We start from the raw sequence: 25,263 nt of genomic DNA, 5'->3' as shown, positions 1-25,263 counted from the left end.
CTTTTTTCTTTCTGTTCGGCCATTTGCGGAAACGGTAACGATTGTTAATCTGTCTTTGGGTACAGAACTCAAAATAGGTCAGGCACACACCATCGTTATTCGCAGCCTCAGTACGACCAAGGGCATCCTTCGATTTGAGGGGACAGACAAAGCCGCATATTGGCGACGCTTTGCGATGCTGCTGACCCTGTCTGTTGTGATTGCCACCATGGGATTGCTGCGCAATTCCGGGGCCGTCGTGATTGCAGCCATGCTTGTCGCGCCCCTTATGACGCCAATTCTGGGGGTGGCTGCCGCGATGGTCATGGGGTGGCTGAAACGCGCAGTCGCTCTGGCCCTAACGGTATGCTTGGCGGCATGTGCCTGTGTGCTGATGGCATGGTTTATGGTCTATGTCGCAGACGTCCCACGCGGTATTTTGATCCCCGATCAGGTTCTTGCACGTACAGACCCCGGAACCGAAGACCTGATCGTCGCGCTCGCCGCTGGCGTTGCCGGGGCCTATGTTCAAATCAACAAATCCGAGCTGAGCCTTTTGCCCGGCGCAGCCATTGGCGTTTCTCTGGTGCCGCCTCTCTCAGCAGCAGGTATTTTGTTGTATTTTGGCGAGCCTGCCGAGGCCTACGAGGCGGGCTTGTTGTTCGCAACAAATCTTGGCGCAATTATTCTTTCGGCCTGTGCCGTTTATTTGGTCTATGCGGCACGGTCCGTGGTTTTCAGCAAGGGCAAGCGCAAACTGAATTTTACAGCAAGCGTGTTTGTTGCGCTGGCATTCCTGGTCGTCGTGGTGCTGCAACTCGGGAAGTCCACATACAATCGATATCTTGAAACGCGCACCGAGGCCCAACTGGCCGAAGCCATCAGAGAATGGGCCGATCCAGTTTCAGTTGAAATCATTCGGGTAGATGTCAACGCCCAGCGCAAACGGGTCGAGGTCTGGCTGATCGTCGACCTGCCCGTTGAAGCTCAGTTCAAAGTTTCTTCCGTTGCGGGGTTGCTGCCTGAAAACCTGCGTGATCCCCCCCTTGTTTATGTATTGCAGAAGGAACTCGGGCCCGGATATCTGGCCGTTATTCGGTACCAGACCCGAATTGGAGCACAGATCATTTTGGGAACTGAAAACGTCCAGCAGGCCCCGGATGTTACGGACGTTACTGAAGACGACTAGTAGATTCACCAAATCCTCGGCGCAAAAGGGAATGCGGGATGGTGTTTGGGTCTCAGCTTTGCCATAGCTGTCGCAACCGCGAATTTACTTACAGAGGCCCCAATGACCCAGATCGTTTCCTCGCTTGCCGAGATCTCTGACCGCTATAAGGCGCTGTTTGTCGACCTTTGGGGCTGTGTGCACAACGGCATCACTGCATTCCCCGAAGCCGTTGCGGCATTGCAGACCTATCGTGCAAAAGGCGGGGTTGTTGTACTTGTGACGAACTCACCGAAGCCTCGGGCAGGCGTGGCTGAACAGTTGGGTCAGTTCAATGTGCCCGCCGATGCCTATGACACCATTGCGACCAGCGGAGATTCCGCGCGCTCAGCGATGTTCCGGGGCGCTGTCGGACACAAGGTTTACTTCATGGGTGAATGGCAGCGAGATGCAGGCTTTTTCGAGCCTTTGAAGCTTTTGCATCACCCCGTTCATATCGAACGTGTGCCGCTTAAAGAGGCCGAAGGCATTGTTTGCTGTGGCCCGTTCGATCCAATGGCCGACCCGGACGTGAACCGACCCGACTTCCTCTATGCCAAGCAGATGGGAATGAAACTGCTTTGCGCTAATCCCGACATTGTTGTTGACCGAGGAGAGGTGCGGGAATGGTGCGCGGGGGCGTTGGCAAAGCTCTATACCGAAATGGGTGGTGAAAGCCTGTATTTCGGCAAACCGCATCCGCCGATTTATGATCTGGCCCGCCGCAGGTTGCAGGAGCTGGGGCATGATATTCCAGATGGTGACATTCTGGTAATCGGCGACGGACCCCATACAGACATTCTGGGCGGCATGGGAGAGGGCATTGATTCCCTGTTTATTTCAGGTGGTCTGGCCGCAGCCGAGACAAAAACGTCGCACCACCCGCATCATGAATCGCTAACCGATTATATCAAAAGGGAAAAGATCAACCCGACCTTTACAATCGGTCGCTTGCGGTAATCAGAAAAGACTTGATTTTCTGCAGTTGCGAAGTAATAAAGTTGCCAACCTTGGCCTAAAGATGGTTTTTTCTTTCACGGCCGATTTCGAGTGAGGGCAACATGTTGGACAATCTTCCACGCGGAACGATCTGTATTGAAGACATCGAAATGGGCATGTCCCGCTACCTGCGCAAAGTGGTGACGGACGAAGACATCGAGATGTTCGCGCAGGTTTCAACCGACCGTAATCCGGTGCATCTGGATGACGATTATGCCCGCGACACGATCTTTGAAGGCCGTATCGCCCACGGGATGCTGACAGCGGGTCTGATCTCGGCGGTGATTGGCGAACAACTGCCCGGCCATGGTACTGTCTACATGGGTCAGTCGCTTAAGTTTCTGGCACCTGTGCGCCCCGGCGACATGGTTTACGCCGAAGTGAAGGTTGTCGACATTGATTTTTCCAAGCGCCGGGTCAAGCTGGATTGCCATTGCTCGGTCGAAGGCAAGAAGGTTCTGATCGGAGAGGCCATGGTCCTGGCACCGTCGCGCAAGTTCGACTGATCTGCGCGCCAACTCAAATCAATGAAAGGCACCCACTGACGGGTGCCTTTTCGTTTTGGAACTTACCAAATCTAGCTTTCTGCACGAAGTCCTGAAGAAGGGCGCGCGCGCCTGCGCCCTTTCAAAGCACCGGATTCCAGAATGATTTCTGACACCACGTGTTCGCGTCTGTAGGCCATCACATGAACGCCCGAGACGCCAGCGATCTCGCGGATCTGCTGGATCAGCTCGATACAGATTTTTTTGCCTTCTTCAGCAGGTTTTTCGGCCTTCTCCATCCGCTCAATAACCTGGTCCGGGATGTGAATTCCGGGCACATTGCTGCGCATCCAACGCGCCGCGCGCGCCGAAGCTATCGGCCCCACGCCAGCGATTATGAAGACTTTCTTGTCCAGACCGACATCCCGCACCCGATCCATGAATTTCTCAAAAAGTGGAATGTCGTAGATATAGTTGGTCTGGATATATTCGGCCCCTGCTTCAACCTTCTTCGCCAGACGATCAGGACGCCAGTCATAAGGCGGGATGCAAGGGTTCTCTGCCGCACCTAAGAACAGCTGAGGGGGACGTGTGATCTTGCGGCCCGAGAGGAATTTTCCCTGATCGCGCATGGTTCGGATTGTTCGCAGCAAGGTTAAGGAATCAAAGTCGAATACCGGCTTTGCCCCCGGTTGATCCCCCACGCCAACGCCATCACCGGTCAGACACAGAACATTGCTCACGCCCAGCGCTGCGGCCCCAAGCACATCGCCCTGAATGGCAATGCGATTCCGGTCCCGGCAGGAAATCTGATACACCGGAGAATAACCAGCTCGCGTCAGCAATGCGCAAATTCCAATCGAAGACATATGGCAATTCGCGCCCGAAGCATCGGTTGCGTTTATTGCGTCAGCAACCTCTCCAAGCGGCTGCGCGGCCTGAAAAACATCCTCGGGGTCAGCGCTGTCGGGTGGGTTCAACTCGGCCGTCACCGCAAACCGACCCGAGCGCAAGACCCTTTCCAATCGACTGTGCGATACATACCCGTCAGGAACAGGAACATAGCCGATTGGCTCTACCGCGTTGCGATGTGGGTCGTTCATTTCTTCAGTTCCCGGTTCATTGCATTGGGCGGCTCGGTGGCCAGCGGCGCTGAGGAAGGTTCGTTTTCACGTGCCTCCGGGAAGGCTTCGGCAAGGGTTACACGCGCGGCATCGCGGGCCTCGCGTTCTTGCGCGGCAATCTCGCGGCTGACCCGCAACCAAGACGACGAGCCTTTCAACGTGTGCTCCACTGGCGGCAGAACTTCCTTTATCTTTTCACCCCCGTGCCGCATGCGGCTGGCTCCGTCCCAAGCCAAGGCCCACACGCATTTCATATCAGGCTTCACTTCGCAGAACTCGCCTGGACGCACGCCACCACACGGACCATTTCGCAACTGCTTTGGGCAGTTCATCGGGCAGGACATGCCGGTCGATGACAACACGCATTGACCGCACATCTTGCAGTCGAACAACAGGGTTTTGACGCCCTTTTCGACCAACGCTATGGGGCGTTCGACGCGGTTGTAGCCGATCTTTGCAAAAAGCGGATCCATCGCGACCATGCCGCGTTCGACGCACTTGTAAATCCACTCGAATGTGCGGGCATGGCGAATCGCGAACAGTCGCAATCGATACATGGTCTGCCTCCTGTGCTGGGTTCTATTGAACCTGGCCGGGCTTGAACCGGGTCGCAGCGCATCCTGAGATCCGGATGTTCAGTCTACACGCAGGTATTTTTTTGAATCAAGCAGTTGGCTTTGCGCATAATGCCATGTGGTGGATGCTTTGGCGTTGTTGTTGGGCGTTTTGTTGGGTTCGGGGGAATTCAGACCGAGGCATTTGCAGAATTCAAACTGCCGCTTGAACTCATCGCGACGCGACGCTACGCAATCGCTTATGCACATCATCCGGGATTTCCAGTTTGTCGAGCCAGAAGATCGCGGCGCCAGCGTAGCGATCGGCAACTTTGACGGCGTACATGTGGGGCATCGGTCGGTCATCGAAATGGCCCGCCAAGCAGCTCCTGACGCGCCGCTGGGTGTCATGACCTTTGAACCGCATCCGCGCGAATACTTTGCGCCGGATTCGCCTCCGTTCCGCCTGATGCGCGGTAATGCACGAGCGCACCGGCTGGAAAAACTGGGTGTAGAAAAGCTCTACGAGCTGCCCTTCAATGCAGCGCTGGCCGGGCTTTCACCGGAAGAGTTCGCGCGCACCGTGATTTGTGACGGGCTGGGCCTTTCGCATGTGGTGGTGGGGGCTGATTTCTGCTTTGGCAAAGGCCGCAGCGGTTCAGCCGATGACCTGGTCCGATTTGGGAAAGAGATGGGGTTTGGCGTGACGATCGCCCCACTGATGGAGCGGTCCGAGAACGTGGTCTCGTCAACTGCAATTCGGACCGCGTTAAGCGAAGGCCGCCCGCGTGATGCAGCGGCGATGCTGGGCCATTGGCACAGGATCGAAGGCGAAGTTGTCGGCGGTGAACAGCGTGGGCGCGAGCTGGGGTTTCCCACTGCAAACATGTCCATTGAAGGTCTTCACCTGCCGAAATTTGGTGTCTACGCCGTTCTGGTCGACGTACTGGATGGCCCGCATCAGGGCAGTTACCACGGTGCGGCCTCGATTGGAGTTCGACCAATGTTTCAGGGTGAAGTGCCCAATATCGAAACCTTCCTTTTCGACTTTTCCGGCGATCTTTATGGCGCAACCCTGTCTGTCGGCCTGATCGATTTCCTGCGCCCAGAACTTACCTTTGATGGGCTGGACGGGCTGATTGCCCAGATGGATGCAGATTGCGAAAAAGCCCGCGGCATTCTGGCCGCCTTATGAGCACGGATCCGATCGAGCGCACCGGCCTGCCCGCCCGTTTTTGGGAACGCAAACCTCTGCGGAAGATGAACCAGCGCGAATGGGAAGCGTTGTGTGATGGCTGCGGCAAGTGCTGCCTGAACAAGCTGGAAGACGAAGACACCGGCGAGGTTGCACTGACCTGTGTCGCCTGCCGGCTGCTGGACGATGAAAGCTGCCGCTGTACGCAATACGATATCCGGCACCAGTTCGTGCCCGAATGTATTGTGATGACCCCCGACAACATAGACGAACATGCCTATTGGCTGCCGCAAACCTGCGCCTATCGCCTGTTGTGGGAAGGCAAGCCCCTTTACGACTGGCATCCTTTGATATCTGGTACGCCCGACAGCGTGCACGCGGCAGGCATGTCGGTTCAGGGACGTACAGTGTCCGAGTTCGAAACCCCCATGGAAGAGTGGGAAGACTATATTATTGAGGAGCCATCCTGATGTATTTCGCCTCTGACAATTCCGGCCCGGTACACCCTCAGGTCATGGCAAAACTGGCCGAGGCCAATCAGGGCTATCAGATGGCCTATGGTGCTGACGCGCTGATGAACGAGGTGCGCGACCGCATTCGCAGCATTTTCGAAGCACCGGGCGCTGCTGTGTATCTTGTGGCCACCGGGACCGCGGCGAACTCTCTGGCTCTTGCGACGCTGTCGAACCCGTGGGAGTCGGTCTTCTGCTCTCCGGTTGCCCATATCCACGAGGATGAGTGCAACGCGCCTGAATTTTACAGCGGTGCCAAGCTGACCCTTGTGCCTGGCGGTGACAAGATGACACCCGAAGCATTACGCGGATCGATCCTGGGTGAAGAAACACGCGGTGTGCATGGACCGCAACGCGGGCCTGTGTCGATCACTCAGGTCACTGAGCGCGGATCAGTCTATTCGTTGGAGGAACTGCAGGCACTGTGCGGGGTGGCAAAGGAATACGGCCTTCCGGTGCATCTGGACGGTGCGCGTTTTACCAATGCGCTGGTCGCGTTGAATTGCTCCCCGGCTGAGATGACCTGGAAATCGGGCGTGGATGCTGTCAGCTTTGGCGGCACAAAAAATGGCCTGATGGGGGTCGAAGCGGTTGTGTTTTTCGATGAAAGCAAGGCTTGGGAATTTGAACTGCGACGCAAGCGCGGGGCGCATCTGTTCTCGAAACACCGTTATCTGTCAGCGCAGATGGCCGCCTACCTTGAAGATGATCTGTGGTTGAAACTGGCGCGTCAGGCCAACGCCAACTGCGCCCGTCTTGCCGACGGGTTGCGCGCCAAGGGCGCTGAATTCCTGCATGAACCGCAAGCCAACATGGTCTTTGCCTCTTTCTCGCGCGCCAAGCACAAGCAACTGCATAACGCCGGTGCGATCTATCACCTTTGGGGGGATGAGCTGGAGGGTGAGGATGACGGTGAAAGCCTGGCGTGCCGGTTGGTCTGCGACTGGTCTATTGGAACATCCCAGATCGATCAGTTTCTCAATCTTCTGTAGGACTGGATTGCCAGAACGCTTGAAGCAGCGCCGCTGTTTCATGAGGGTGCGAAATGGGCAGCATGTGCCCTGCGCCCGGAACCACCGCATGGTGCGCTTGCGGCAGGCGATGCTCCAAACCCGCGCAGATGGCGGGGATTACGGGATGGGTTTCTGATCCGCTCAGGATCAGGGTCGGCATGGCGGCACGTTCCAGCGTCTCGGCTTTGAGCAAACCGGCCTGATCATCATAAAGCACCGAGTGCACGGCTGGAACGGCATGTATCCCACGCACCATGTTAGCGCGCGTCCGTTCGGGTAAATCGGGCCATTTCGGGCTGATGCCAGTGCTCCACATCCGGTTGAACAAACGTGCGGCCAGAGCGTTTTCGCCCTCATTAAAGGCGCTGTTTATCGGCTCAATATCTTTCTCATGCTGATCGAACAAATCCGGCGCGTCCCGGTGTGCTATGGCAAAAAAGACGGGTTCGATCAATGTCAGGCTTCGGACGCGTTCGGGATGCTCCAAGGCCAGTCTCAGTGCAATAATCGCCCCAAAAGAATGGCCAACGACGTCCATCTGCCCCGTCAGTTCAGCCGCAGCGTTATTGGTGACGTGATCAAAGAAGTTCCCCTGCCCGTCCCAATCTGGACTGCGCCCATGAGACAACATATCTGGCGCGACCAAAGAGACTTTACCGTCCAACGCCTTGGCCAATCCCGACCACGCCCCGGAATGCGCAATGGTACAATGGAGGGCGAGCAATTTGCGCGCGCCCTCTCCCAACCGCCTGACGAAGACGGATTGTGGTGAGACAGCCGAAGCTGTCATCCCTTCGTCTCAGCCAGATGCTGGTCCAGATCATCCAGACTATCCTGTCCCCAGAACCGTTGCCCGTCCGGCGTGATGTAGAATGGTGCACCAAAGGCTCCTTGTTCCACGGCCTCTTCCAGATTGGCAGCGTAGGTTTCCGCCCCAACAAGCAACCCGCTATTTGCCAATTCCGGATCAAATCCTGCATTTGCCAGGCAATCGCGGATCACGTCATCCTGGGCCACGTCTTTCTCTTCGGCCCAGCAAGCGCGCAGGATCAATTGGCACAACTTGCCCACATCCCCTGAACCGTCCTTGGTCGCAGCGATAACCGCATATGAAGACGGCGCCATATTGGTTGGCCAATGCGCCGGTTTCAGATTAAATTCCACCCCGAGACGTTTGGCTTGACGCAGCAAGTCCTGTGCACGGTATTCAATGCGCGAGGTGTGGCGGTCTTTCGGCGGGGTGCCCCCTGTGCGCGAAAATAAGGCCATGATGTCCAGTGGTTTGTAGTTGATAGTCGCACCATGTTTCGCCGCGATCTCTTCCAGCCGGTTTCCGGCCAGATAGGTGTAGGGCGAAATTGTCGCAAAATAGTAGTCAATCTGGGTCATGTTCACTTTCTCCGCTGCGTTGCCTTTGCGGGACGTTAGACCCGTGCTAAGCGGTGTCAACATCACGAATCTGTCACATTGCCAAAGCTGCCCGGGGACCTCAGCCGATGCCGACACTCCACGAACCCAAGCTTATCGCTGGGAACGCCAATCTTCCGCTTGCCGAATCCATTGCCCGCCGCATGAGCCTGTATCGCGGCGTCGACCAGGGTCTGGTCGATGCGCGGGTCGAGCGGTTCAATGACGGCGAGATCTTTGTCGAAGTGTTCGAAAACGTCCGGGGCGAGGATATGTTCATCGTCCAGCCAACGTCGAACCCGGCGAATGACAACCTGATGGAACTGCTGATCATCGCCGATGCGTTGCGCCGTTCGTCAGCGCAGCGGATCACCGCTGTAATCCCCTATTTCGGCTATGCCCGCCAGGACCGCCGCACCAAGGCCCGCACACCAATCAGCGCCAAACTGGTGGCGAACATGCTGACCGGTGCCGGTATTGAACGTGTTCTGACCATGGACCTGCACGCCGCGCAGATTCAGGGGTTCTTTGATATCCCGGTGGACAACCTCTATGCCTCGCCAATCTTCGCGCTGGATGTGAAACATCAGTTCAAGGACAACTTGGACGAGATCATGGTTGTTTCGCCCGACGTGGGCGGCGTCGCCCGCGCACGTGAGCTGGCCAAGCGGATCAGTGCACCGCTGTCTATTGTCGACAAGCGCCGCGAAAAAGCAGGCGAAGTGGCCGAGATGACCGTGATCGGCGACGTGAAGGACAAGATCTGCCTGATCGTGGACGACATGTGCGACACCGCCGGAACGCTGTGCAAAGCGGCGCAGGTGCTGTTGGATAACGGCGCGAAAGAGGTTCACTCCTACATCACGCATGGCGTCATGAGCGGCCCTGCGGTTGAACGCGTCACCAATTCAGTGATGAAATCGCTGGTTCTGACGGACACGATTCAACCGACCAAAGAAGTTGCCAAAGCCAAGAACATTCGCATCGTACCAACCGCGCCGATCTTCACCCAGGCGATCCTGAACATCTGGAACGGCACCAGCGTGTCTTCGCTGTTTGAAGATAAAACGCTGACCCCGATCTACGAGTCCATGTACCAGATGGATTGAGCTCTAGGGGGCGGCCAAAACAAGCCGCCCTTTTGCTTTTTAAAAACTGATCTGCTCTGCCTTGCTTTCGCTGGCATGAGCTTGGATCCGCGAAAGAGGAAAGTGACCTCCGATGTCCGCAAACAAACGCATTGTTCTGTCCAGTGATCACGCCGCGATCGATCTGCGTCAGGCCGTGGCGAAACACATCGCCCAACAAGGCTGGGAGGTGGTCGATATCGGCCCGGCAACTCCTGAAAGCACCCATTACCCCAAGCACGGCAAAGCCGCAGCCCAGGCTGTTGCATCCGGTGATTGCGGTTTGGGCATCATCCTGTGCGGTACCGGTCAGGGTATCATGATGGCGGCAAACAAAGTGCCGGGCATTCGCTGCGGCGTTTGTTCAGACGCCTTTTCGGCCCGGATGATCCGCCAGCACAACAACGCCAACATGCTGTCCATCGGGGCGCGCGTTGTGGGCGAAGGTCAGGCACTGGACATCGTGGATGCGTTTTTGGGGGCCGAGTTCGAAGGCGGCCGCCACGCCACACGTGTGGATATGATCGAAGCACAGGGCGACTGACGACCGCGCTTCCTTAAAGCGCGATGGTCTGAACCCGGATCAGGAGATATTCCAGTCATCCGGGTGCGCGACCTCTCCTATCGCGGTCCAACTTGCCCGGATGCGGGCAATACGCGTGTCGGACCATGTGCGAAACACTGCTTCGAACCCTTCGGTGGTAATGTTTTCAGCCTGCACTTCGGCACGCAGCGCTGACGATGTGTCGACATCCCAAAGCGAAATTCCGATCTGAACAATTGGCGGGGTCCGAAACGGTTCTTTGAATTGAATGGGCGTGCGACGCTCGCGAGGGCCCTGCCCCGTCCACATCTCACCGCCTTCGGCAAATTCCGAAAACAGCACATCTTCGCCCTGATCAATGCCAATAGGATGGGTTAGGAACTTTTTCATTTTGTCATCATTATTCTTGAATTCCCGCAAGTTATCCCGGCAATTCGGCAAAAGCACGACAAAAAAACGGCCCCGCAAATGCGAGGCCGTTCAAATCTTTGACTATAGAGCCGATTACAGGCTCATATGCGTCCCAAGCGCTTCCATATCCGCCAGAAGCTTGGCGGTATCGTCGACGATGGTCTGATCATCGCCACCCTTGGCCGCCTCATGCGAAGCGCGGGCGTCTTCGATCAGCTCGTCCAGATGCGCGCGGGTCACTTCTGACACCGGAATGGCCTTTTCGGCCAGAACCGAAAGGCTGTCGCCGTTGATCTGGGCAAACCCGCCGGTGACCAGGTATTCGCTGGACCCTTCGGGTGCCTCAACCTTCAGCAGACCGGGGCGCAGCGTGGTGATGGTAGGGGCATGATCGGGCATCGCCGTCATGTCCCCGTCCGCGCCGGGAATCTGGACCGCCGTCGCGCTGAGCGAAGCAAGGCTCCGCTCGGGGCTGACGAGGTCGAATTGCATCGTGTTTGCCATCAGGGATACTCCTTAGGCGGCTTCTGCGGCCATCTTCTCGGCTTTGGCGATCACTTCTTCGATGCCGCCAACCATCAGGAAGGCCGCTTCGGGCAGGTGATCGTATTCGCCAGCGACAACCGCTTTGAACGACGCGATGGTGACATCCAGAGGAACCTGAACGCCGGGCGAACCGGTGAAGACTTCGGCCACGTCGAACGGCTGCGACAGGAAGCGTTCGATCTTACGGGCACGGGCCACGGTCAGTTTGTCTTCTTCCGACAGTTCGTCCATGCCGAGGATGGCGATGATGTCCTGCAGCGACTTGTAGCGCTGGAGGATCTGCTGAACGTCAGTCGCAACCGCGTAGTGCTCGTCACCAACGATGGCCGGGTCGAGCAGGCGCGAGGTCGAGTCGAGCGGGTCAACCGCAGGGTAGATACCCTTTTCCGAGATCGCACGGTTCAGAACGGTGGTCGCGTCCAAGTGAGCGAACGAGGTTGCCGGCGCAGGGTCGGTAAGGTCGTCCGCAGGCACGTAGATCGCTTGCACCGAGGTGATCGAACCCGACTTGGTCGAGGTGATGCGTTCCTGCAGCGCGCCCATGTCGGTCGCCAATGTCGGCTGGTAGCCCACCGCCGAAGGAATACGACCCAGCAGAGCCGAAACCTCGGAACCCGCCTGTGTGAAGCGGAAGATGTTGTCGACGAAGAACAGAACGTCGGTACCGGACTGGTCACGGAACTGCTCGGCCAGGGTCAGACCGGTCAGAGCAACACGTGCACGCGCACCCGGAGGTTCGTTCATCTGACCGTAAACCAGGGCCACTTGGCTTTCCGACAGGTTGTCCGGCTTGATAACGTTCGATTCGATCATCTCGTGGTACAGGTCGTTCCCTTCACGGGTCCGTTCACCAACACCCGCGAACACCGAGAAGCCCGAGTGCACTTTTGCGATGTTGTTGATCAGTTCCATGATCAGAACGGTTTTACCAACGCCGGCGCCGCCGAACAGGCCGATCTTACCGCCTTTGGCGTAAGGGGCCAGCAGGTCAACAACCTTGATGCCGGTCACCAGAACTTCCGATTCAGTCGACTGTTCGTCGAAGGTCGGTGCAGGCTGGTGGATCGCGCGGGCCTCAGATGCTTCAACCGGGCCCTTCTCGTCGATCGGCTCGCCGACAACGTTCAGGATACGGCCCAGGGTGGCGTTACCAACCGGAACCGAGATCGGCGCGCCGGTGTCGGTTACTTCCTCGCCGCGGACCAGACCTTCGGTCGCGTCCATCGCGATGGTACGTACGGTGTTTTCACCCAGGTGCTGAGCAACTTCCAACACCAGGCGCTTGCCGTTGTTGGTGGTTTCCAGCGCGTTCAGAATTTCAGGCAGCGCGTCATCGAACTGCACGTCGACGACGGCCCCGATGATCTGTGTGACTTTGCCTTTTGCATTCGCCATGTTTCGTCTCCGGTTTTCTTACAGCGCTTCGGCGCCGGAAATAATTTCAATCAGCTCGTTGGTGATCACGGCCTGACGCGAGCGGTTGAACTGGATCGTCAGCTTGTCGATCATCTCACCCGCGTTGCGTGTCGCGTTGTCCATCGCGGACATCCGTGCACCCTGTTCAGACGCTCCGTTTTCGAGCAGAGCCGAGAAGATCGCGGTCGCAACCCCCTTGGGCAGCAAGTCGGCCAGGATGGCCTCTTCGCTGGGCTCGTAGTCGAAAATTGCACCGCTGTCGTCACCCGCCGCTTCGTCTTCGAACGACGCGGGAATGACTTGCTGTGCCGTCGGGATCTGGGTCACAACGTTGACGAACTTCGAGTAGAAGATCGTGGCAACGTCGAACTCACCCCCGTCGAAACGAGACAGGATCTCCTTCGCGATGTCTTGCGCGTTGGAATAACCCAGACGCTTGACCTCGCTCAGATCCACATGTCCGACGAACAGATCGCCCAAGTCACGCTTGAGCGCGTCGCGGCCTTTTTTGCCGACGGTCAGAACTTTGACCGTCTTGCCTTTGCCGCGCAGCTCTTCCGCTTTGGCGCGGGCAAGCTTGGCGATGTTCGCGTTGAAGCCGCCACACAGGCCGCGTTCAGCTGTCATCACAACCAGCAGATGGACATCATCACTGCCCGTACCACGGAGCAGCTTGGGGGCGCTGTCGCTGCCCCCGACCGAAGCCGCCAGCCCCGCCATCACGGCATTGAACCGTTCGGCATAGGGGCGCGAGGCTTCGGCAGATTCCTGGGCGCGGCGCAGTTTTGCAGCCGCGACCATCTGCATGGCCTTGGTGATCTTGCGGGTCGATTTGACCGACTCGATCCTGTTTTTAAGGTCCTTCAGACTAGGCATCGGAACCTCCTATCAAGCGAAGGTTGCGGCGTATTCGTCGATCGCTGCCTTGATCTTGTCGGACGCATCACCTTTGATCTTCGGATCTTCGTCGGTGAGCCACTTCAGCAGGTCCGCATGTTTGCCACGCAGGTGTGCCAGAAGACCGGCTTCATAGCGGCCAACATCCGAGACTTCGATCTTGTCGAGGTAACCGTTGGTACCTGCGAAGATGACGCAGACGATTTCCGCGTTGGTCAGCGGCGAGTACTGGGGCTGTTTCATCAGCTCGGTCAGACGCGCACCACGGTTCAGCAGCTGCTGAGTTGCGGCGTCGAGGTCCGAACCAAACTGGGCAAAGGCCGCCATTTCGCGGTACTGAGCCAGTTCCAGCTTAACCGGGCCAGCAACCGATTTCATCGCGTTGGTCTGGGCCGACGAACCCACACGAGAAACCGACAGACCGGTGTTCACAGCAGGACGGATGCCCTGATAGAACAGTTCGGTTTCAAGGAAGATCTGACCGTCGGTGATCGAGATCACGTTGGTCGGAATAAACGCCGAAACGTCACCACCCTGAGTTTCGATAACCGGCAGAGCAGTCAGCGAGCCTGCGCCGAAATCTTCGTTCAGCTTCGCCGAACGTTCCAGCAGGCGCGAATGGAGGTAGAAAACGTCACCCGGATACGCTTCACGTCCGGGCGGACGACGCAGCAGCAGGGACATCTGACGATAGGACACAGCCTGCTTCGACAGGTCATCATAGATGATCAGCGCGTGGCGGCCGTTGTCACGGAAGTATTCAGCCATCGCGGTCGCGGCGTAAGGTGCCAGGAACTGCATCGGTGCCGGGTCGGACGCGGTCGCGGCCACAACGATCGAATATTCAATCGCGCCGGACTCTTCCAGTTTCTTCACCAGCTGCGCAACGGTCGAACGCTTCTGACCAATCGCGACATAAACGCAGTACAGTTTCTTCGACTCGTCGTCGCCTGCTGCGTCGTTGTAAACTTTCTGGTTCAGGATGGTGTCCAGAGCAACGGCGGTTTTACCAGTCTGACGGTCACCAATGATCAGTTCCCGCTGGCCACGGCCAATCGGGATCATCGCGTCAACTGATTTCAGACCGGTTGCCATCGGCTCGTGCACCGATTTACGCGGGATGATGCCGGGGGCTTTGACGTCTGCAACGCCACGCTTGGACGCGTTGATCGGACCTTTTCCGTCCAGCGGGTTGCCCAGACCGTCAACAACGCGACCCAGCAGCTCGTCACCAATCGGAACGTCCACGATCGAGTTGGTGCGCTTAACAGTGTCACCTTCTTTGATGTCACGGTCAGAACCGAAGATAACGACACCAACGTTGTCGCTTTCCAGGTTCAGGGCCATGCCCATGATGCCACCGGGGAATTCGACCATCTCACCCGCTTGCACGTTGTCCAGGCCGTATACACGGGCAATCCCGTCACCGACGCTCAGCACGCGGCCGATTTCGGCCACTTCGGCTTCCTGACCAAAATTCTTGATCTGGTCCTTCAGGATTGCAGAAATCTCTGCAGCTTGGATTCCCATTTATCCGACCTCTTTCATTGCATTCTGTAGGGAGTTCAGCTTCGAACGGATCGAGCTATCGATCATCTTCGAGCCCACTTTAACGACAAGACCGCCGATGAGGCTTTCATCCACGGTCGCATTGATAGTCACGGTCTTGCCCACACGCTCGGACAGCGTCTTGGACAGTTTTTCCAGTTGTGTTTTGGTCAGCGCCTTGGCCGAGGCAACATCGGCCGTCACTTCGCCACGCTCGTCAGCCAGCATGTCGCGCAGAACCTGAACCAGCTGCGGCACAACAAATAGGCGGCGCTTCTGCGCCATCAGGCCCAGCGAATTCCGCAGAATCGCGTTCAGACCCATTTTGTCGGCAATAGCGGTGATTGCACCTTCCTGCTCGGCGCGGGAAACCAGCGGCGAGGCGATCAGGTCGCGCAACTCTGCGCTGTCGCCCAGTGCTGCTGCAAGATCATTGATGCCAGATTCCAGACCTGCGAGGTCTTTGTTCTCTTTTGCGATCTCGAAGATCGCCGTAGCATAGCGCTCGGCAATGCCCGTGGAAATCGAAGCTGGTTCGGACACGTCCACCCTTCCGATATTTGAGGCCCCGAATTCGCGTGCGGCAGCTACCCGGGGGCGTGAAGAAACCCCGTCCATAAAGGGCGGGGATCAAAATCACCGGGGATGTAGCAGAGGTGTTCGAACCAAGCAATACGCTATAGCGGTAACATATTTATCCACAAAACGTTACTTTTCATGCACTTAGCTCAAGTGCGACCGTTTGAACCCGTTGGCTCAGTTGAAAAATGTTACGAATATGCAGGTTTTTGCGATTCCTGTGACTTTTTTCCCGCATTATTGCCGCGTCGGAAAGCCCGTGATTGTCACGCAGGCTTCAACAAGCCGTCCAGTGCCTTAATCGGCTTTTTGACTGCATCTTTGGTCACGCTTCCGCTGGGGGGGCGTATGTGCTTGCTGACCTCAACCATCAGCACACCGCCTGCCATCACAGTGGGAATTCTTTGTCCGGTTTTTTCGATCAAACTTCCGGATTTCAGCCAAAAGCGGCGGAACGACGGTGGCCGGTACAACGCCGAACAGTGCGCCTCGGGCAAAAAGTGATGCGCCTTAAGTTGGTTTTCCAGCTGCGTGGCTGTGTAAGGACGCCCGAAGCCAAATGGTGTCTTGTCAGTACGCGACCACAGACCACCCCGGTTGGGAACGATGAACACGGCCCGACCTCCGGGTCCCAAAACACGCCAGCATTCATCCAGCAACTGGTTCGGCCTCTCTGACGTTTCCAGCCCATGCATCACAACAAGCTTGTCCACATGACCGGTTTCAATTGGCCAAAGCGTTTCTTCGGTCAGAACAGAGACATTCGGCATCCCTGCAGGCCAGGGCATTACGCCCTGAGGTCCAGGCATCAGCCCGATGACGCGGCGCGCATCTGCCAAGTACGGGCGCAACAACGGCACAGCAAAGCCGAATCCGGCCACTGTCTGACCTTTGGCCTCGGGCCAAAGTTCAATCAGGCGCCCGCGAATGGCCGCCTGCGCTGCACGCCCCAACGTGCTGCGGTAGTAAAAGTTCCTCAGATCCTGCACATCAAGATGCATTGCGGACATCCGGTCAATCGGCTTAGCTGGGCGCAGTCTAGCAATGAAAGGGCAAAAAGCCATGCCTCTTGAGATCGTTACAATCCCATGCCTGAGCGACAATTACGCCTTTCTGGCCCACGACGCCGCAAGTGGCCAAACCGCGCTGATCGACGCCCCCGAGGCCGCACCGATTTTAAAGGCGCTGGAGGCGCGTGGATGGACCTTATCTCATGTGCTTTTGACTCATCACCACTGGGATCACGTCGACGGGCTGGCAGGCATTTTGGAAAAACACCCTGCACAGGTTATCGGAGCCGCGGCGGATGCCCATCGCTTGCCACCACTGGATCTACAGGTGACCGAGGGCGACAGCTTTGAAATCGGGGGGGAACCAGTTCAGGTTCTGGATGTATCCGGCCACACAGTGGGGCATGTCGCATACTACATGCCTCAAAGTGCCGCGGTATTCACCGCCGACAGTCTCATGGCGCTGGGCTGCGGTCGTTTGTTCGAGGGCACGCCGGAACAAATGTGGGCATCTTTGAGTAAACTGGCCGCTCTTCCCGAGGACACACTGGTATGTTCGGGACACGAATATACACAATCCAACGCAAAATTCGCGATTACCGTCGATCCGGACAACCCGGACCTAAAGGCGCGCATCGCTGACATTGACCGGGCGCGAGCAGCCGGAGAAGCCACGGTTCCGTCGATTCTGGCATTGGAAAAGGCCACAAACCCGTTCCTGAGGGCGGCTGACCCGGCGATTCAAGCCCATTTAGGCATGACAGGCGCGAGGCCCGAGGCCGTATTTGCGGAGATCCGGGGTAGAAAAGACCGGTTCTGATGCCTATTTGACCCTCTTCACGGCCACGGTCACAACAAATGTGACTGTCAAGTGAAAGAAAACCCTTGAAGCCGGACGCCGATCAACCAAACTCTAATAGTATGAGGACATGGTTGGGATGGGGTTCCGGCCGCAAGCCCGCCCCCTTCTGACCCAAGACAGAGGAGCACCCGCGTGCCTTCATTCTCGAGCACACTGGAACAAGCCATCCACGCGGCCTTGGCGGCTGCGAATGAACGGCGTCATGAATTTGCAACGCTAGAGCATCTGCTGCTGGCGCTTCTGGAAGAACCCGATGCGGTGCGCGTCATGAAAGCGTGCAGCGTCGATCTGGACGATTTGCGCAGCACTCTGGTGGAATTCATTGACGAGGATCTTTCGAATCTAGTCACGGATATCGACGGATCAGAAGCCGTTCCAACGGCCGCGTTCCAACGCGTGATTCAACGCGCTGCGATCCATGTACAAAGCTCGGGCCGGACCGAAGTGACCGGCGCCAACGTACTGGTCGCCATTTTCGCCGAACGCGAAAGCAATGCCGCCTATTTCCTGCAAGAACAGGACATGACCCGCTACGACGCGGTCAATTTCATCGCCCATGGCGTGGCCAAGGACCCTGCTTATGGCGAAAGCCGCTCGGTTTCGGGCGCAGATCAGGTGGAAGAAGACGCTCAGACAACATCTGGCGAGGCCGAGCAGAAAGAAAGCGCGCTTGGGAAATACTGCGTCGACCTGAACGCGAAATCCCGAGCAGGGGACGTTGATCCGCTGATCGGACGCTCGGCAGAGGTAGAACGCTGTATCCAGGTGCTGTGCCGCCGCCGCAAGAACAACCCTCTTCTGGTTGGCGATCCGGGCGTGGGTAAAACCGCCATCGCCGAAGGTCTTGCGCACAAAATCGTGGCAGGAGAGGCACCTGATGTTCTTGCCAACACCACGATCTACTCGCTGGATATGGGCGCGTTGCTGGCCGGTACGCGGTATCGCGGTGATTTCGAAGAACGGCTTAAAGCCGTTGTCACCGAGCTGGAAGATCATCCCGACGCGGTTCTGTTCATTGACGAGATCCACACCGTGATTGGTGCAGGTGCAACATCAGGCGGGGCGATGGATGCCTCGAACCTGCTGAAGCCTGCGCTTCAGGGTGGCAAGCTGCGCACCATGGGATCGACCACGTACAAGGAATTCCGTCAGCACTTCGAAAAAGACCGCGCGCTGAGCCGACGGTTCCAGAAGATCGACGTGAATGAGCCTTCGGTCGAAGACAGCGTGAAAATCCTGCGGGGTCTGAAGCCCTATTTTGAAGAGCATCACGCGATCAAGTACACCGCTGACGCGATCAAAACCGCAGTGGAATTGTCTGCGCGTTACATCAATGACCGCAAGCTTCCGGATAAGGCGATCGACGTCATCGATGAAGCCGGTGCCGCACAACATTTGCTGGCTGAAAGCAAGCGTCGCAAGACCATTGGCGTGAAAGAGATCGAGGCCGTTGTTGCCAAAATCGCCCGTATCCCGCCAAAGAACGTCACCAAGGACGATGCTGAAGTGTTGAAGGACCTCGAAGCCTCGCTGAAGCGCGTGGTTTTTGGCCAGGATCTAGCCATCGAAGCATTGTCCAGCGCGATCAAACTGGCTCGTGCCGGTTTGCGCGAACCTGAGAAACCCATCGGCAACTACCTGTTCGCGGGTCCGACCGGTGTGGGTAAGACCGAGGTTGCGAAGCAGCTGGCGGATACGCTGGGTGTTGAACTGCTGCGCTTTGACATGTCGGAATACATGGAGAAACACGCAGTCAGCCGCTTGATTGGTGCACCTCCGGGCTATGTCGGGTTCGATCAGGGTGGTCTTCTGACCGACGGTGTCGACCAGCATCCACATTGTGTATTGCTGCTGGATGAGATCGAGAAAGCACACCCGGATGTATTCAACATCCTGTTGCAAGTCATGGACCATGGCGAGCTGACGGATCACAACGGACGCACGGTGAACTTCCGCAACGTGGTGCTGATCATGACCTCGAACGCGGGCGCGCAGGAACAGGCCAAGGCAGCCATCGGTTTTGGTCGCGACCGTCGCGAAGGCGAAGACACCGCAGCGATCGAACGCATGTTCACGCCGGAATTCCGCAACCGTCTGGATGCAGTGATCTCGTTCGCACCGCTGCCGAAAGAGGTCATCTTGCAAGTGGTCGAGAAGTTCGTCTTGCAGCTTGAGGCTCAATTGCTGGATCGCGGCGTGACTATTGATCTGACACCCAAAGCCGCCGAATGGCTGGCCGACAAAGGGTACGACGACAAGATGGGTGCGCGTCCGCTGGGCCGTGTCATTCAGGAACACATCAAGAAACCTCTGGCCGAAGAGCTGCTGTTTGGCAAGCTGGCCAAGGGTGGCGTGGTTCGTGTCTCGGTCAAAAAGGGCGACCTGGATCTGGAGATTCTGGGACCGGATCAGCCGCGCATCCCCGGTGACAAGCCTCCGCTGCTGACGGCAGATTGACCCGAAAATAATGTGTTTAAAAAGCCCGGCGATCCAAATCGTCGGGCTTTTTTCTATTATTCCCTTAAAGTTCGACGGAACTTCGGTCTTGCTGCGTGAAACTCTCAATAACGAACGCAAAAACAGGGTTTGGTTCATGAGCAAGATTTCAGTTATCTGGGGCGCTGCCTTTGCCCTGTCTGCCGTAGCGGCAATTGCAACAGCACAACACAGGTTCCGCTATCACGACGAGACGGCAACTGAACCTCTACGATTGGTACCTGCAACTGTTGATCCCGGGGAAAACATTGCCTCGGTGAAAGAGAAAGGCAGCAAGATCAAAGTGACAGGCAACGGAATTCCGGATCATCTGGTTGGCCAGTTTCCAAATCGGGGCAATCCACACCAAATTGAAACACAGAAGGTCAAGCTCAAGCTTCCGGCGAACCCTACTGCCAATGGAACCTTCACGCCCCTGCGCATGGGGTGGAATTTTGGCGTCTCTCTCAACGGGGTCGTGTTCGACCCACTGGCTGCCGAGTTCTGGCATGGTGACCCGGGATCGGGGTGGTCCTACAACGCGTTGGGCGGTGCTATTGCGCTGGGTTTAGATGCAAATTACGCACATGTTCAGCCGAACGGAAAGTACCATTACCACGGTGTGCCGACCGGGCTGATCGAACTGTTGGGGTGGTCCCCTTCAGATCATTCACCCCTGATAGGATACGCCGCTGATGGTTTTCCGATCTATGCGATGACTGGAAAAATCGATGGCAAAGTAACTGAAATGAAATCGTCCTATCGCCTGAAGTCCGGAAACAGGCCCGGAGGTTCCCAGCCGAACGGGCGATACGACGGCACGTTCAACGAAGACTATACCTATGTTCAGGGTCACGGCAATTTGGACCAATGCAACGGCGCTTTCACCGTATCAGCCGAGTATCCCAGCGGAACCTATGCCTATTTCCTGACCGAGGATTATCCAGTGGTGCCTCGGTGTTTCATGGGCACACCGGATCAAAGCTTTAAGTTTGGACGACAGTAACGCGAACTGTCACATTCGTCACCGAATACGCGGGTGACTGTTTCGCACCGGCACAGGATAGGGCACCGGCAGCGCTTTTGGTTTCCTGCCCCGCGGCGCAACGTAAGCGGACAGCACACTATAGGCGTAGTATAAGCCCATACCGCCCTGTGCCAGAGATGACAGGATCGCAATACCCAGATCGCGGGCTTTGCGAAGCCGACCGGCTTTGGTGGGCGTAAAATACTCAAAATCGATAAAGCGCATTTGACGCCCGTCCCAACACATATCCCGAAACGCCGGACGCCCATGGGTCAGATCCATCGCATGCAGCCTTGCCAGCGCCTGACCGGCAGCACGACAGGCTCTAAGTTTTTCAGTGCTCGTAACTGATTTGTCAGCGCAAACCTTTGTCAGGCTGGCTCCGGCATCTTGGACAGCGAAGTACCCTTTGCCTTCCGCCACAATTCTGGGGACCGGTGCACCGTAGTTCCACAGGAACCGGTGAGAAGATCGATCTCTGTCGAAGGCTTGTTCGGGTTTGCCCTTCACCAGCCAGAGATGGGGCGCGAAGCGTTCGATGCGTTTCAGCCAAAATCTGTTTCCTTGTGGGGTTTGGCACAAGGCTACGCGCTGATAAGGGGCTCGCAGGGCGTTACGGACCGCTAAGTGTACATCTGTCGCCTTGTTTGTCACGCACAACTCCAATCAACCTATGGTTTGATATAGGGTTCATGCGCCAATTTTCATCGGCCATAAGATGAAATCCCGTTAAGACAGGCCCGTCTAAGTCACAGATTGGCCGGATTACCGCTCGGTCAGTTTTAATTCGATCCGGCGGTTCTGCGCGCGGGCTTCGGGTGTATCAGCCGGATTGACCGGCTGAAACTCGCCAAACCCATTGGCGGCCAAACGGTTTGGCGGGATGCCCAGCGCGTCGACCATGTAACGTACCACCGAAAGCGCACGACCCTGGCTGAGCTCCCAGTTGTCGCGGTATCGGCCACTGCCAGCAAGCGGGACGTTGTCGGTGTGGCCATCAACGCGGATCACCCAATTCAATCCGGTCGGAATCTCAGCCGCAACGCTGCGCAGGATGTTTGCGACTTTGGCAACCTCCAGGCGTCCTTCGGTGGACAGCACGGCCGAACCCGTCGGGAACAGAACTTCGGACGAGAAGACAAACCGGTCGCCTTCGATCCGTACGCCTTCCTGATCTCCAAGGACATCCCGCAGGCGACCAAAGAATTCTGAACGATAGCGTTGAAGGTCTTCCGCCTGCGCGGCCAGTTCTTCATTCTGACCGGCCAGTGCTTCGGCTTCGGCCTCAAGGCGCAGGCGTTCGGCTTCTTCCAACAGGCGACGGCGGCGTTCTTCAGATGCGGCACGGGCCAGCGCGGCGTTCAGATCCTGCCCCAAAGTTTGGATCTGAATCTCTGCGGCCTCATTCCGCTCTTCAAAATCGTCGAGCAAGGCCTGTAACGACCCCAACTGCCCGCGCAGGGCGGCGATTTGTTGGTTCAACAAGGCCGCCTCGCGTTGTGCCTCGGCCGAGATTTCTTTTTCATCAGACAATGTCGACTCGGCCAATGCCAGAAGAGCCTGACGTTGTTCAGCCAGAGTGCGTTGTTCGTCAGCATCAGCTTGCGCTTGCGTCTGCGCCTGCAACGCGGCTTCAAGCTGAGCCTTCAACGCGTCCGGATCCAGATCGCCGAACCTGCGCTGCAACTCGGCCTGCGCAGCTTGAGCGGCGGCCAGCAGTGTCAGTGTGTCTTCGGCCTCTTGGCGTTGCGCTTCCAATGCAAGGGTCATGGCCGTCAGCTCAGCATCCGCGTCTTGCAGCCGATTTCGCAACGCCTCGGCGGCGGCAGCTTCGGCCAGGCGGGCGGCTTCTTCGTCGCTCAGTTGCTGTTCAAGGGTCGTGATTTGCGCTGCACGTTCCTCACCGCTTTGTTCCAGATCCGCGACCAAAGCTTCCAGCGCTTCGCGACGCGCAGCAGCCAGTCGGGCGGCTTCGGTCTGCGCATCAATTTCTTCACGGCTTTGGACCAGAGCGAGGTTCAATGCCTCCTGCTCGGACAGCAATTGCTCGCGCTGTGTCTCAAGCGCCGCAATATTGCCCAGCGCCTGTTCCTGTTCAGCCAGCAAAGCAGCAACCTGTGCTTCGAAATCGGTGATCCGCGTCTGAGCTTGGTCTAGCGCCGCGGCCTGCCGGTCGCGTTCGGTGGTCAGCGATGCGATCAGCGATTGCGCTTGGGCCAAATCGTCCTCGGCTTGCGATAAGGTTGTGTTGAGCGCCCCGAGGCGGGCCTGCAGACGGCTGTTCTCACGCTCTTCCAAACCCAGAGCACCAGCAAGCGCCGCAACTTCGTCGGCCAACGTGGTCAGTTCGTCTTCCTGACCCGAGATGGTTTCGCGCAGAACAAACTGGATCACCATGAAGATGGTCAGGACAAAGGTCAGCACCATCAACAGCCCCGTCATCGCATCCACGAATCCGGGCCAGACCGAGCCCTGGAACCGTTGACCGGTGCGGCGGGACAGCGCCATGGATTATTCTCCTTCCGGCGTGGTGCGCACCGCACCGCGCGGCAGAGTCAGGGCCTTGACCAAAAGTTCGATGTCCTTGCGGAACTCGTTCATACTTTCCTGTCGACCCGCTGAAATCTCTTCGAGAATCCGCAGCAATTGCACATCCATCGAACGCAAGCGCATACGGCTTTCGGCATCGATGCCTTCACCTGCACCATGATCGCGCATGTGATCCAAAAGCGCGTCCTGCCCAAGGGCGACGCGCTCCAAAGCCGAAGTGACACTTTCGCTATTGGCTTGGCGATTGTTCATCTCACCGATCACATCAACCAGTTGCCCAAGCTTGGCGGAAACCTCCGCCCTCTCACTTTCCTGAGCGGAAAACAGATCCTGCAACGCGTCCATCTGTTCGGACATGGCATCCAGAACAGGTGTCAGTACGGCGATCTCGGCACCGCCGTCTTCGCCGCTGGCAAATCCAACGCGGGTGATCGATGACAACCATTCCTCAAGCTCGCGATAGAATCGGTTTTGCCCGTGACCCGCAAAGACTTCCAACAGACCAACGATCAAAGACCCGGCCAGACCTAGCAGAGACGAACCAAACGCCACGCCCATGCCCTGCAACTGCGCCTCGAGCCCGGTCATCAGTCGGTTGAAGACGGCCAGACCTTCTTCACCCTCCTGCGGGTTCAAGCTGCGGATGGTGTCGACAATGGCTGGAACGGTTGTCGCTAAACCAAAGAATGTGCCCAAAAGACCCAAGTAGATCAGAACGTTGGTGATATAGCGGGTAATTTCCCGCTCTTCCTCGACCCTCTCAGCCACGGAATCCAGAATGGATCTGGTCGAAGTAGAACTGATCTGAGACCGCGCACCCCGTTCGCGCAGAAGTGACGCCAAGGGGGCCAGCAGTTGCGGTGTGCGGGCGTCTTCGCGTACCACGCCACCGACAAAAGCCTCGATCCAGCGGACGGACCCAATCAGCTGTGTCACCTGATAAAAACACGCAAAAACGCCGATCAGGAAGACCAGCAGGATAAATCCGTTCAGATACGGGTTGGCGAAGAATACCGGCAGCACGTAAGGCAGCGCCAGAAATACACCCAGCCCGGACAGGCCGATTGCCATCAACATCAACAAGATTTGTCGTGTTGGATGCGAGAAATGGGGTCTCGCGCCCTGATGTGCCTGCGCCATGCGCGTGGTTCCCGGTCTTTGCCTGCTCTGCGGCGAATCTAGCGAAATTCCGCGGGTGACGCCAAGAGTTTATGCGGTGATGCTGCGCACCCGTTGCGCCAACCACTCAAGATCGGGGTCGCGCAGACCGATCTCGGCCAGATGTTCGGCGGTATTGTACAGGTATTCGTCGTTGGGACCGCGCCCACCAATCGCGTGGGCAATAATCTGGGCCTGTTCCTCTAACGGCATCCCACCACAATACTGTACGTGGTCGGCATCGATCACATAGGTGACGGCATTGACGATGTCTCCGGTTTCCAGATGCACATCCAGCTTCCGCTCGACATAGGCCGACGAAATCAACTCTCGTTCGCGCAACTCGTGCAGGGTGCGGTCTTCGTGACCAGCCTCAACCGCCAGGGCTAGACCGGTACAATTTGCGTTTGCCTGCTCGTCCAGCGCCAGCACCAGACCCGGTTTTTCTTCGGTCCCGCGATGGTGGATGGAACTCATGCAAAAGGATCGGGCAAAACCGTGCAACGTTGCGCGTTCGCTGCGCGCCACCGGGAAGCCCGGATTCCACAGCAGCGATCCATATCCGAATACCCACATCGTCATTGCACTGGTCCTTGCCTGTTTCGGCCTATAAACATCAAATCCGAGGCAGGAAAAAG

At 57.3% G+C, this 25,263-nt stretch carries 26 protein-coding genes; 11 read left to right on the top strand and 15 right to left on the bottom strand.

What is annotated here, in order from left to right; genetic code table 11:
- The first annotated feature begins 55 nt into the window (after positions 1-55).
- From ACR3EH_RS14115 to ACR3EH_RS14105, 3 genes are all read left to right on the top strand, one after another.
- The gene (locus ACR3EH_RS14115; protein ID WP_171647772.1) at positions 56-1,168 is read left to right on the top strand and encodes a DUF389 domain-containing protein; all 1,113 of its coding nucleotides are present in this window, start codon (positions 56-58) and stop codon (positions 1,166-1,168) included.
- Positions 1,169-1,270: 102 nt separating this feature from the next.
- Positions 1,271-2,146, top strand: coding sequence for a TIGR01459 family HAD-type hydrolase (locus ACR3EH_RS14110; RefSeq protein ID WP_171186421.1), 876 nt, complete (start codon positions 1,271-1,273; stop codon positions 2,144-2,146).
- A gap of 101 nt (positions 2,147-2,247) precedes the next feature.
- Positions 2,248-2,691, top strand: coding sequence for a MaoC family dehydratase (locus tag ACR3EH_RS14105; RefSeq protein WP_171091711.1), 444 nt, complete (start codon positions 2,248-2,250; stop codon positions 2,689-2,691).
- Between the two features lie 71 nt (positions 2,692-2,762).
- Here ACR3EH_RS14105 and ACR3EH_RS14100 read toward each other — a convergent pair whose 3' ends face one another.
- Both ACR3EH_RS14100 and ACR3EH_RS14095 read right to left on the bottom strand, forming a co-directional pair.
- On the bottom strand, positions 2,763-3,773 hold the full coding sequence (locus tag ACR3EH_RS14100) for a methylenetetrahydrofolate reductase (RefSeq protein WP_171186422.1): 1,011 nt from the start codon (positions 3,771-3,773) through the stop codon (positions 2,763-2,765).
- Positions 3,770-4,351, bottom strand: coding sequence for a methylenetetrahydrofolate reductase C-terminal domain-containing protein (locus tag ACR3EH_RS14095; protein ID WP_171186424.1), 582 nt, complete (start codon positions 4,349-4,351; stop codon positions 3,770-3,772). Before ACR3EH_RS14095 ends, ACR3EH_RS14100 begins: the two co-directional genes overlap by 4 nt.
- Before the next feature lie 259 nt (positions 4,352-4,610).
- Here ACR3EH_RS14095 and ACR3EH_RS14090 point away from each other — a divergent pair, with 259 nt between their 5' ends.
- From ACR3EH_RS14090 to ACR3EH_RS14080, 3 genes are read left to right on the top strand one after another with little or no spacing between them, the layout of a single operon-like run.
- Positions 4,611-5,543 carry a bifunctional riboflavin kinase/FAD synthetase gene (locus ACR3EH_RS14090; protein WP_171186426.1) on the top strand — a complete coding sequence of 311 codons (933 nt, stop codon included), beginning with the start codon at positions 4,611-4,613 and terminating at the stop codon, positions 5,541-5,543.
- Positions 5,540-6,013 (top strand): YcgN family cysteine cluster protein, encoded by a 474-nt coding sequence (locus ACR3EH_RS14085; protein ID WP_171186428.1) that lies wholly within the window; start codon positions 5,540-5,542, stop codon positions 6,011-6,013. Before ACR3EH_RS14090 ends, ACR3EH_RS14085 begins: the two co-directional genes overlap by 4 nt.
- Positions 6,013-7,047, top strand: a complete 1,035-nt coding sequence (locus ACR3EH_RS14080; protein ID WP_171105590.1) for a threonine aldolase family protein — start codon at positions 6,013-6,015, stop codon at positions 7,045-7,047. The genes ACR3EH_RS14085 and ACR3EH_RS14080 overlap by 1 nt, the downstream gene beginning before the upstream one ends.
- Here the strand turns inward: ACR3EH_RS14080 and ACR3EH_RS14075 are convergent.
- Positions 7,034-7,858, bottom strand: a complete 825-nt coding sequence (locus ACR3EH_RS14075; protein ID WP_171647770.1) for an alpha/beta fold hydrolase — start codon at positions 7,856-7,858, stop codon at positions 7,034-7,036. The two genes, ACR3EH_RS14080 and ACR3EH_RS14075, sit on opposite strands and share 14 nt — an antisense overlap.
- Positions 7,855-8,457 carry a 2-hydroxychromene-2-carboxylate isomerase gene (locus ACR3EH_RS14070; protein WP_171091726.1) on the bottom strand — a complete coding sequence of 201 codons (603 nt, stop codon included), beginning with the start codon at positions 8,455-8,457 and terminating at the stop codon, positions 7,855-7,857. The genes ACR3EH_RS14075 and ACR3EH_RS14070 overlap by 4 nt, the downstream gene beginning before the upstream one ends.
- A 107-nt stretch (positions 8,458-8,564) precedes the next feature.
- Between ACR3EH_RS14070 and ACR3EH_RS14065 the strand changes: the two genes are divergently transcribed.
- Both ACR3EH_RS14065 and rpiB read left to right on the top strand, forming a co-directional pair.
- The gene (locus tag ACR3EH_RS14065) at positions 8,565-9,584 is read left to right on the top strand and encodes a ribose-phosphate pyrophosphokinase (RefSeq protein ID WP_171091728.1); all 1,020 of its coding nucleotides are present in this window, start codon (positions 8,565-8,567) and stop codon (positions 9,582-9,584) included.
- A 112-nt stretch (positions 9,585-9,696) separates the two neighbouring features.
- Positions 9,697-10,146, top strand: coding sequence for a ribose 5-phosphate isomerase B (gene rpiB / locus ACR3EH_RS14060; protein ID WP_171186432.1), 450 nt, complete (start codon positions 9,697-9,699; stop codon positions 10,144-10,146).
- A 39-nt stretch (positions 10,147-10,185) separates the two neighbouring features.
- Here rpiB and ACR3EH_RS14055 read toward each other — a convergent pair whose 3' ends face one another.
- The 7 genes from ACR3EH_RS14055 to ACR3EH_RS14025 all read right to left on the bottom strand — a co-directional run bounded on the left by ACR3EH_RS14055 (position 10,186) and on the right by ACR3EH_RS14025 (position 16,544).
- A complete protein-coding gene (locus ACR3EH_RS14055; RefSeq protein WP_171091731.1) occupies positions 10,186-10,536 on the bottom strand; it encodes an H-type lectin domain-containing protein in 351 nt (116 codons plus the stop codon).
- A gap of 114 nt (positions 10,537-10,650) precedes the next feature.
- Positions 10,651-11,061 carry a F0F1 ATP synthase subunit epsilon gene (locus ACR3EH_RS14050; RefSeq protein WP_171647768.1) on the bottom strand — a complete coding sequence of 137 codons (411 nt, stop codon included), beginning with the start codon at positions 11,059-11,061 and terminating at the stop codon, positions 10,651-10,653.
- Between the two features lie 12 nt (positions 11,062-11,073).
- Complete coding sequence (gene atpD, locus ACR3EH_RS14045; protein ID WP_171647766.1) at positions 11,074-12,498, bottom strand: F0F1 ATP synthase subunit beta; 1,425 nt, start codon at positions 12,496-12,498, stop codon at positions 11,074-11,076.
- 18 nt (positions 12,499-12,516) lie between these two features.
- Positions 12,517-13,395 carry a F0F1 ATP synthase subunit gamma gene (locus ACR3EH_RS14040; RefSeq protein WP_171186434.1) on the bottom strand — a complete coding sequence of 293 codons (879 nt, stop codon included), beginning with the start codon at positions 13,393-13,395 and terminating at the stop codon, positions 12,517-12,519.
- Positions 13,396-13,407: 12 nt separating this feature from the next.
- On the bottom strand, positions 13,408-14,946 hold the full coding sequence (gene atpA, locus ACR3EH_RS14035; RefSeq protein ID WP_171091738.1) for a F0F1 ATP synthase subunit alpha: 1,539 nt from the start codon (positions 14,944-14,946) through the stop codon (positions 13,408-13,410).
- Complete coding sequence (locus tag ACR3EH_RS14030) at positions 14,947-15,507, bottom strand: F0F1 ATP synthase subunit delta (RefSeq protein ID WP_171675640.1); 561 nt, start codon at positions 15,505-15,507, stop codon at positions 14,947-14,949. It abuts the gene before it with no gap.
- Between the two features lie 302 nt (positions 15,508-15,809).
- Positions 15,810-16,544, bottom strand: coding sequence for a class I SAM-dependent methyltransferase (locus ACR3EH_RS14025; protein ID WP_171091742.1), 735 nt, complete (start codon positions 16,542-16,544; stop codon positions 15,810-15,812).
- Positions 16,545-16,605: 61 nt separating this feature from the next.
- Between ACR3EH_RS14025 and gloB the strand changes: the two genes are divergently transcribed.
- The 3 genes from gloB to ACR3EH_RS14010 all read left to right on the top strand — a co-directional run bounded on the left by gloB (position 16,606) and on the right by ACR3EH_RS14010 (position 20,896).
- On the top strand, positions 16,606-17,373 hold the full coding sequence (gloB, locus tag ACR3EH_RS14020; protein WP_171186437.1) for a hydroxyacylglutathione hydrolase: 768 nt from the start codon (positions 16,606-16,608) through the stop codon (positions 17,371-17,373).
- 174 nt (positions 17,374-17,547) lie between these two features.
- A complete protein-coding gene (gene clpA / locus ACR3EH_RS14015; RefSeq protein WP_171091746.1) occupies positions 17,548-19,872 on the top strand; it encodes an ATP-dependent Clp protease ATP-binding subunit ClpA in 2,325 nt (774 codons plus the stop codon).
- Between the two features lie 136 nt (positions 19,873-20,008).
- A complete protein-coding gene (locus ACR3EH_RS14010) occupies positions 20,009-20,896 on the top strand; it encodes a YHYH protein (RefSeq protein WP_171647765.1) in 888 nt (295 codons plus the stop codon).
- Between the two features lie 18 nt (positions 20,897-20,914).
- Here the strand turns inward: ACR3EH_RS14010 and ACR3EH_RS14005 are convergent, their stop codons facing one another.
- The 4 genes from ACR3EH_RS14005 to ACR3EH_RS13990 form a co-directional block, all read right to left on the bottom strand.
- Entirely contained in the window at positions 20,915-21,571 is a 657-nt protein-coding gene (locus ACR3EH_RS14005) for a phosphotransferase (RefSeq protein ID WP_171186441.1), read from the bottom strand.
- Positions 21,572-21,682: 111 nt separating this feature from the next.
- Positions 21,683-23,425, bottom strand: a complete 1,743-nt coding sequence (locus tag ACR3EH_RS14000) for a peptidoglycan -binding protein (RefSeq protein WP_171675638.1) — start codon at positions 23,423-23,425, stop codon at positions 21,683-21,685.
- Positions 23,426-23,428: 3 nt separating this feature from the next.
- On the bottom strand, positions 23,429-24,607 hold the full coding sequence (locus tag ACR3EH_RS13995; RefSeq protein WP_171186444.1) for a biopolymer transporter ExbB: 1,179 nt from the start codon (positions 24,605-24,607) through the stop codon (positions 23,429-23,431).
- 69 nt (positions 24,608-24,676) lie between these two features.
- Positions 24,677-25,207 (bottom strand): gamma-glutamylcyclotransferase, encoded by a 531-nt coding sequence (locus ACR3EH_RS13990; RefSeq protein WP_171186446.1) that lies wholly within the window; start codon positions 25,205-25,207, stop codon positions 24,677-24,679.
- Positions 25,208-25,263 lie beyond the last annotated feature (56 nt).

Source organism: Ruegeria sp. BG7 (assembly GCF_056535685.1).
The sequence above is the reverse complement of the archived record's forward strand: the minus strand, read 5'-3'. Positions and strand labels throughout refer to the sequence as shown.

Coding starts and splice junctions, on each gene's coding strand:
- ACR3EH_RS14110 (WP_171186421.1), top strand. CDS start 1,271: ATGACCCAGATCGTTTCCTCGCTTGCCGAGATCTCTGACCGCTATAAG.
- ACR3EH_RS14105 (WP_171091711.1), top strand. CDS start 2,248: ATGTTGGACAATCTTCCACGCGGAACGATCTGTATTGAAGACATCGAA.
- ACR3EH_RS14100 (WP_171186422.1), bottom strand. CDS start 3,773: ATGAACGACCCACATCGCAACGCGGTAGAGCCAATCGGCTATGTTCCT.
- ACR3EH_RS14095 (WP_171186424.1), bottom strand. CDS start 4,351: ATGTATCGATTGCGACTGTTCGCGATTCGCCATGCCCGCACATTCGAG.
- ACR3EH_RS14090 (WP_171186426.1), top strand. CDS start 4,611: ATGCACATCATCCGGGATTTCCAGTTTGTCGAGCCAGAAGATCGCGGC.
- ACR3EH_RS14085 (WP_171186428.1), top strand. CDS start 5,540: ATGAGCACGGATCCGATCGAGCGCACCGGCCTGCCCGCCCGTTTTTGG.
- ACR3EH_RS14080 (WP_171105590.1), top strand. CDS start 6,013: ATGTATTTCGCCTCTGACAATTCCGGCCCGGTACACCCTCAGGTCATG.
- ACR3EH_RS14075 (WP_171647770.1), bottom strand. CDS start 7,858: ATGACAGCTTCGGCTGTCTCACCACAATCCGTCTTCGTCAGGCGGTTG.
- ACR3EH_RS14070 (WP_171091726.1), bottom strand. CDS start 8,457: ATGACCCAGATTGACTACTATTTTGCGACAATTTCGCCCTACACCTAT.
- ACR3EH_RS14065 (WP_171091728.1), top strand. CDS start 8,565: ATGCCGACACTCCACGAACCCAAGCTTATCGCTGGGAACGCCAATCTT.
- rpiB (WP_171186432.1), top strand. CDS start 9,697: ATGTCCGCAAACAAACGCATTGTTCTGTCCAGTGATCACGCCGCGATC.
- ACR3EH_RS14055 (WP_171091731.1), bottom strand. CDS start 10,536: ATGAAAAAGTTCCTAACCCATCCTATTGGCATTGATCAGGGCGAAGAT.
- ACR3EH_RS14050 (WP_171647768.1), bottom strand. CDS start 11,061: ATGGCAAACACGATGCAATTCGACCTCGTCAGCCCCGAGCGGAGCCTT.
- atpD (WP_171647766.1), bottom strand. CDS start 12,498: ATGGCGAATGCAAAAGGCAAAGTCACACAGATCATCGGGGCCGTCGTC.
- ACR3EH_RS14040 (WP_171186434.1), bottom strand. CDS start 13,395: ATGCCTAGTCTGAAGGACCTTAAAAACAGGATCGAGTCGGTCAAATCG.
- atpA (WP_171091738.1), bottom strand. CDS start 14,946: ATGGGAATCCAAGCTGCAGAGATTTCTGCAATCCTGAAGGACCAGATC.
- ACR3EH_RS14025 (WP_171091742.1), bottom strand. CDS start 16,544: ATGCATCTTGATGTGCAGGATCTGAGGAACTTTTACTACCGCAGCACG.
- gloB (WP_171186437.1), top strand. CDS start 16,606: ATGCCTCTTGAGATCGTTACAATCCCATGCCTGAGCGACAATTACGCC.
- ACR3EH_RS14010 (WP_171647765.1), top strand. CDS start 20,009: ATGAGCAAGATTTCAGTTATCTGGGGCGCTGCCTTTGCCCTGTCTGCC.
- ACR3EH_RS14000 (WP_171675638.1), bottom strand. CDS start 23,425: ATGGCGCTGTCCCGCCGCACCGGTCAACGGTTCCAGGGCTCGGTCTGG.
- ACR3EH_RS13995 (WP_171186444.1), bottom strand. CDS start 24,607: ATGGCGCAGGCACATCAGGGCGCGAGACCCCATTTCTCGCATCCAACA.
- ACR3EH_RS13990 (WP_171186446.1), bottom strand. CDS start 25,207: ATGACGATGTGGGTATTCGGATATGGATCGCTGCTGTGGAATCCGGGC.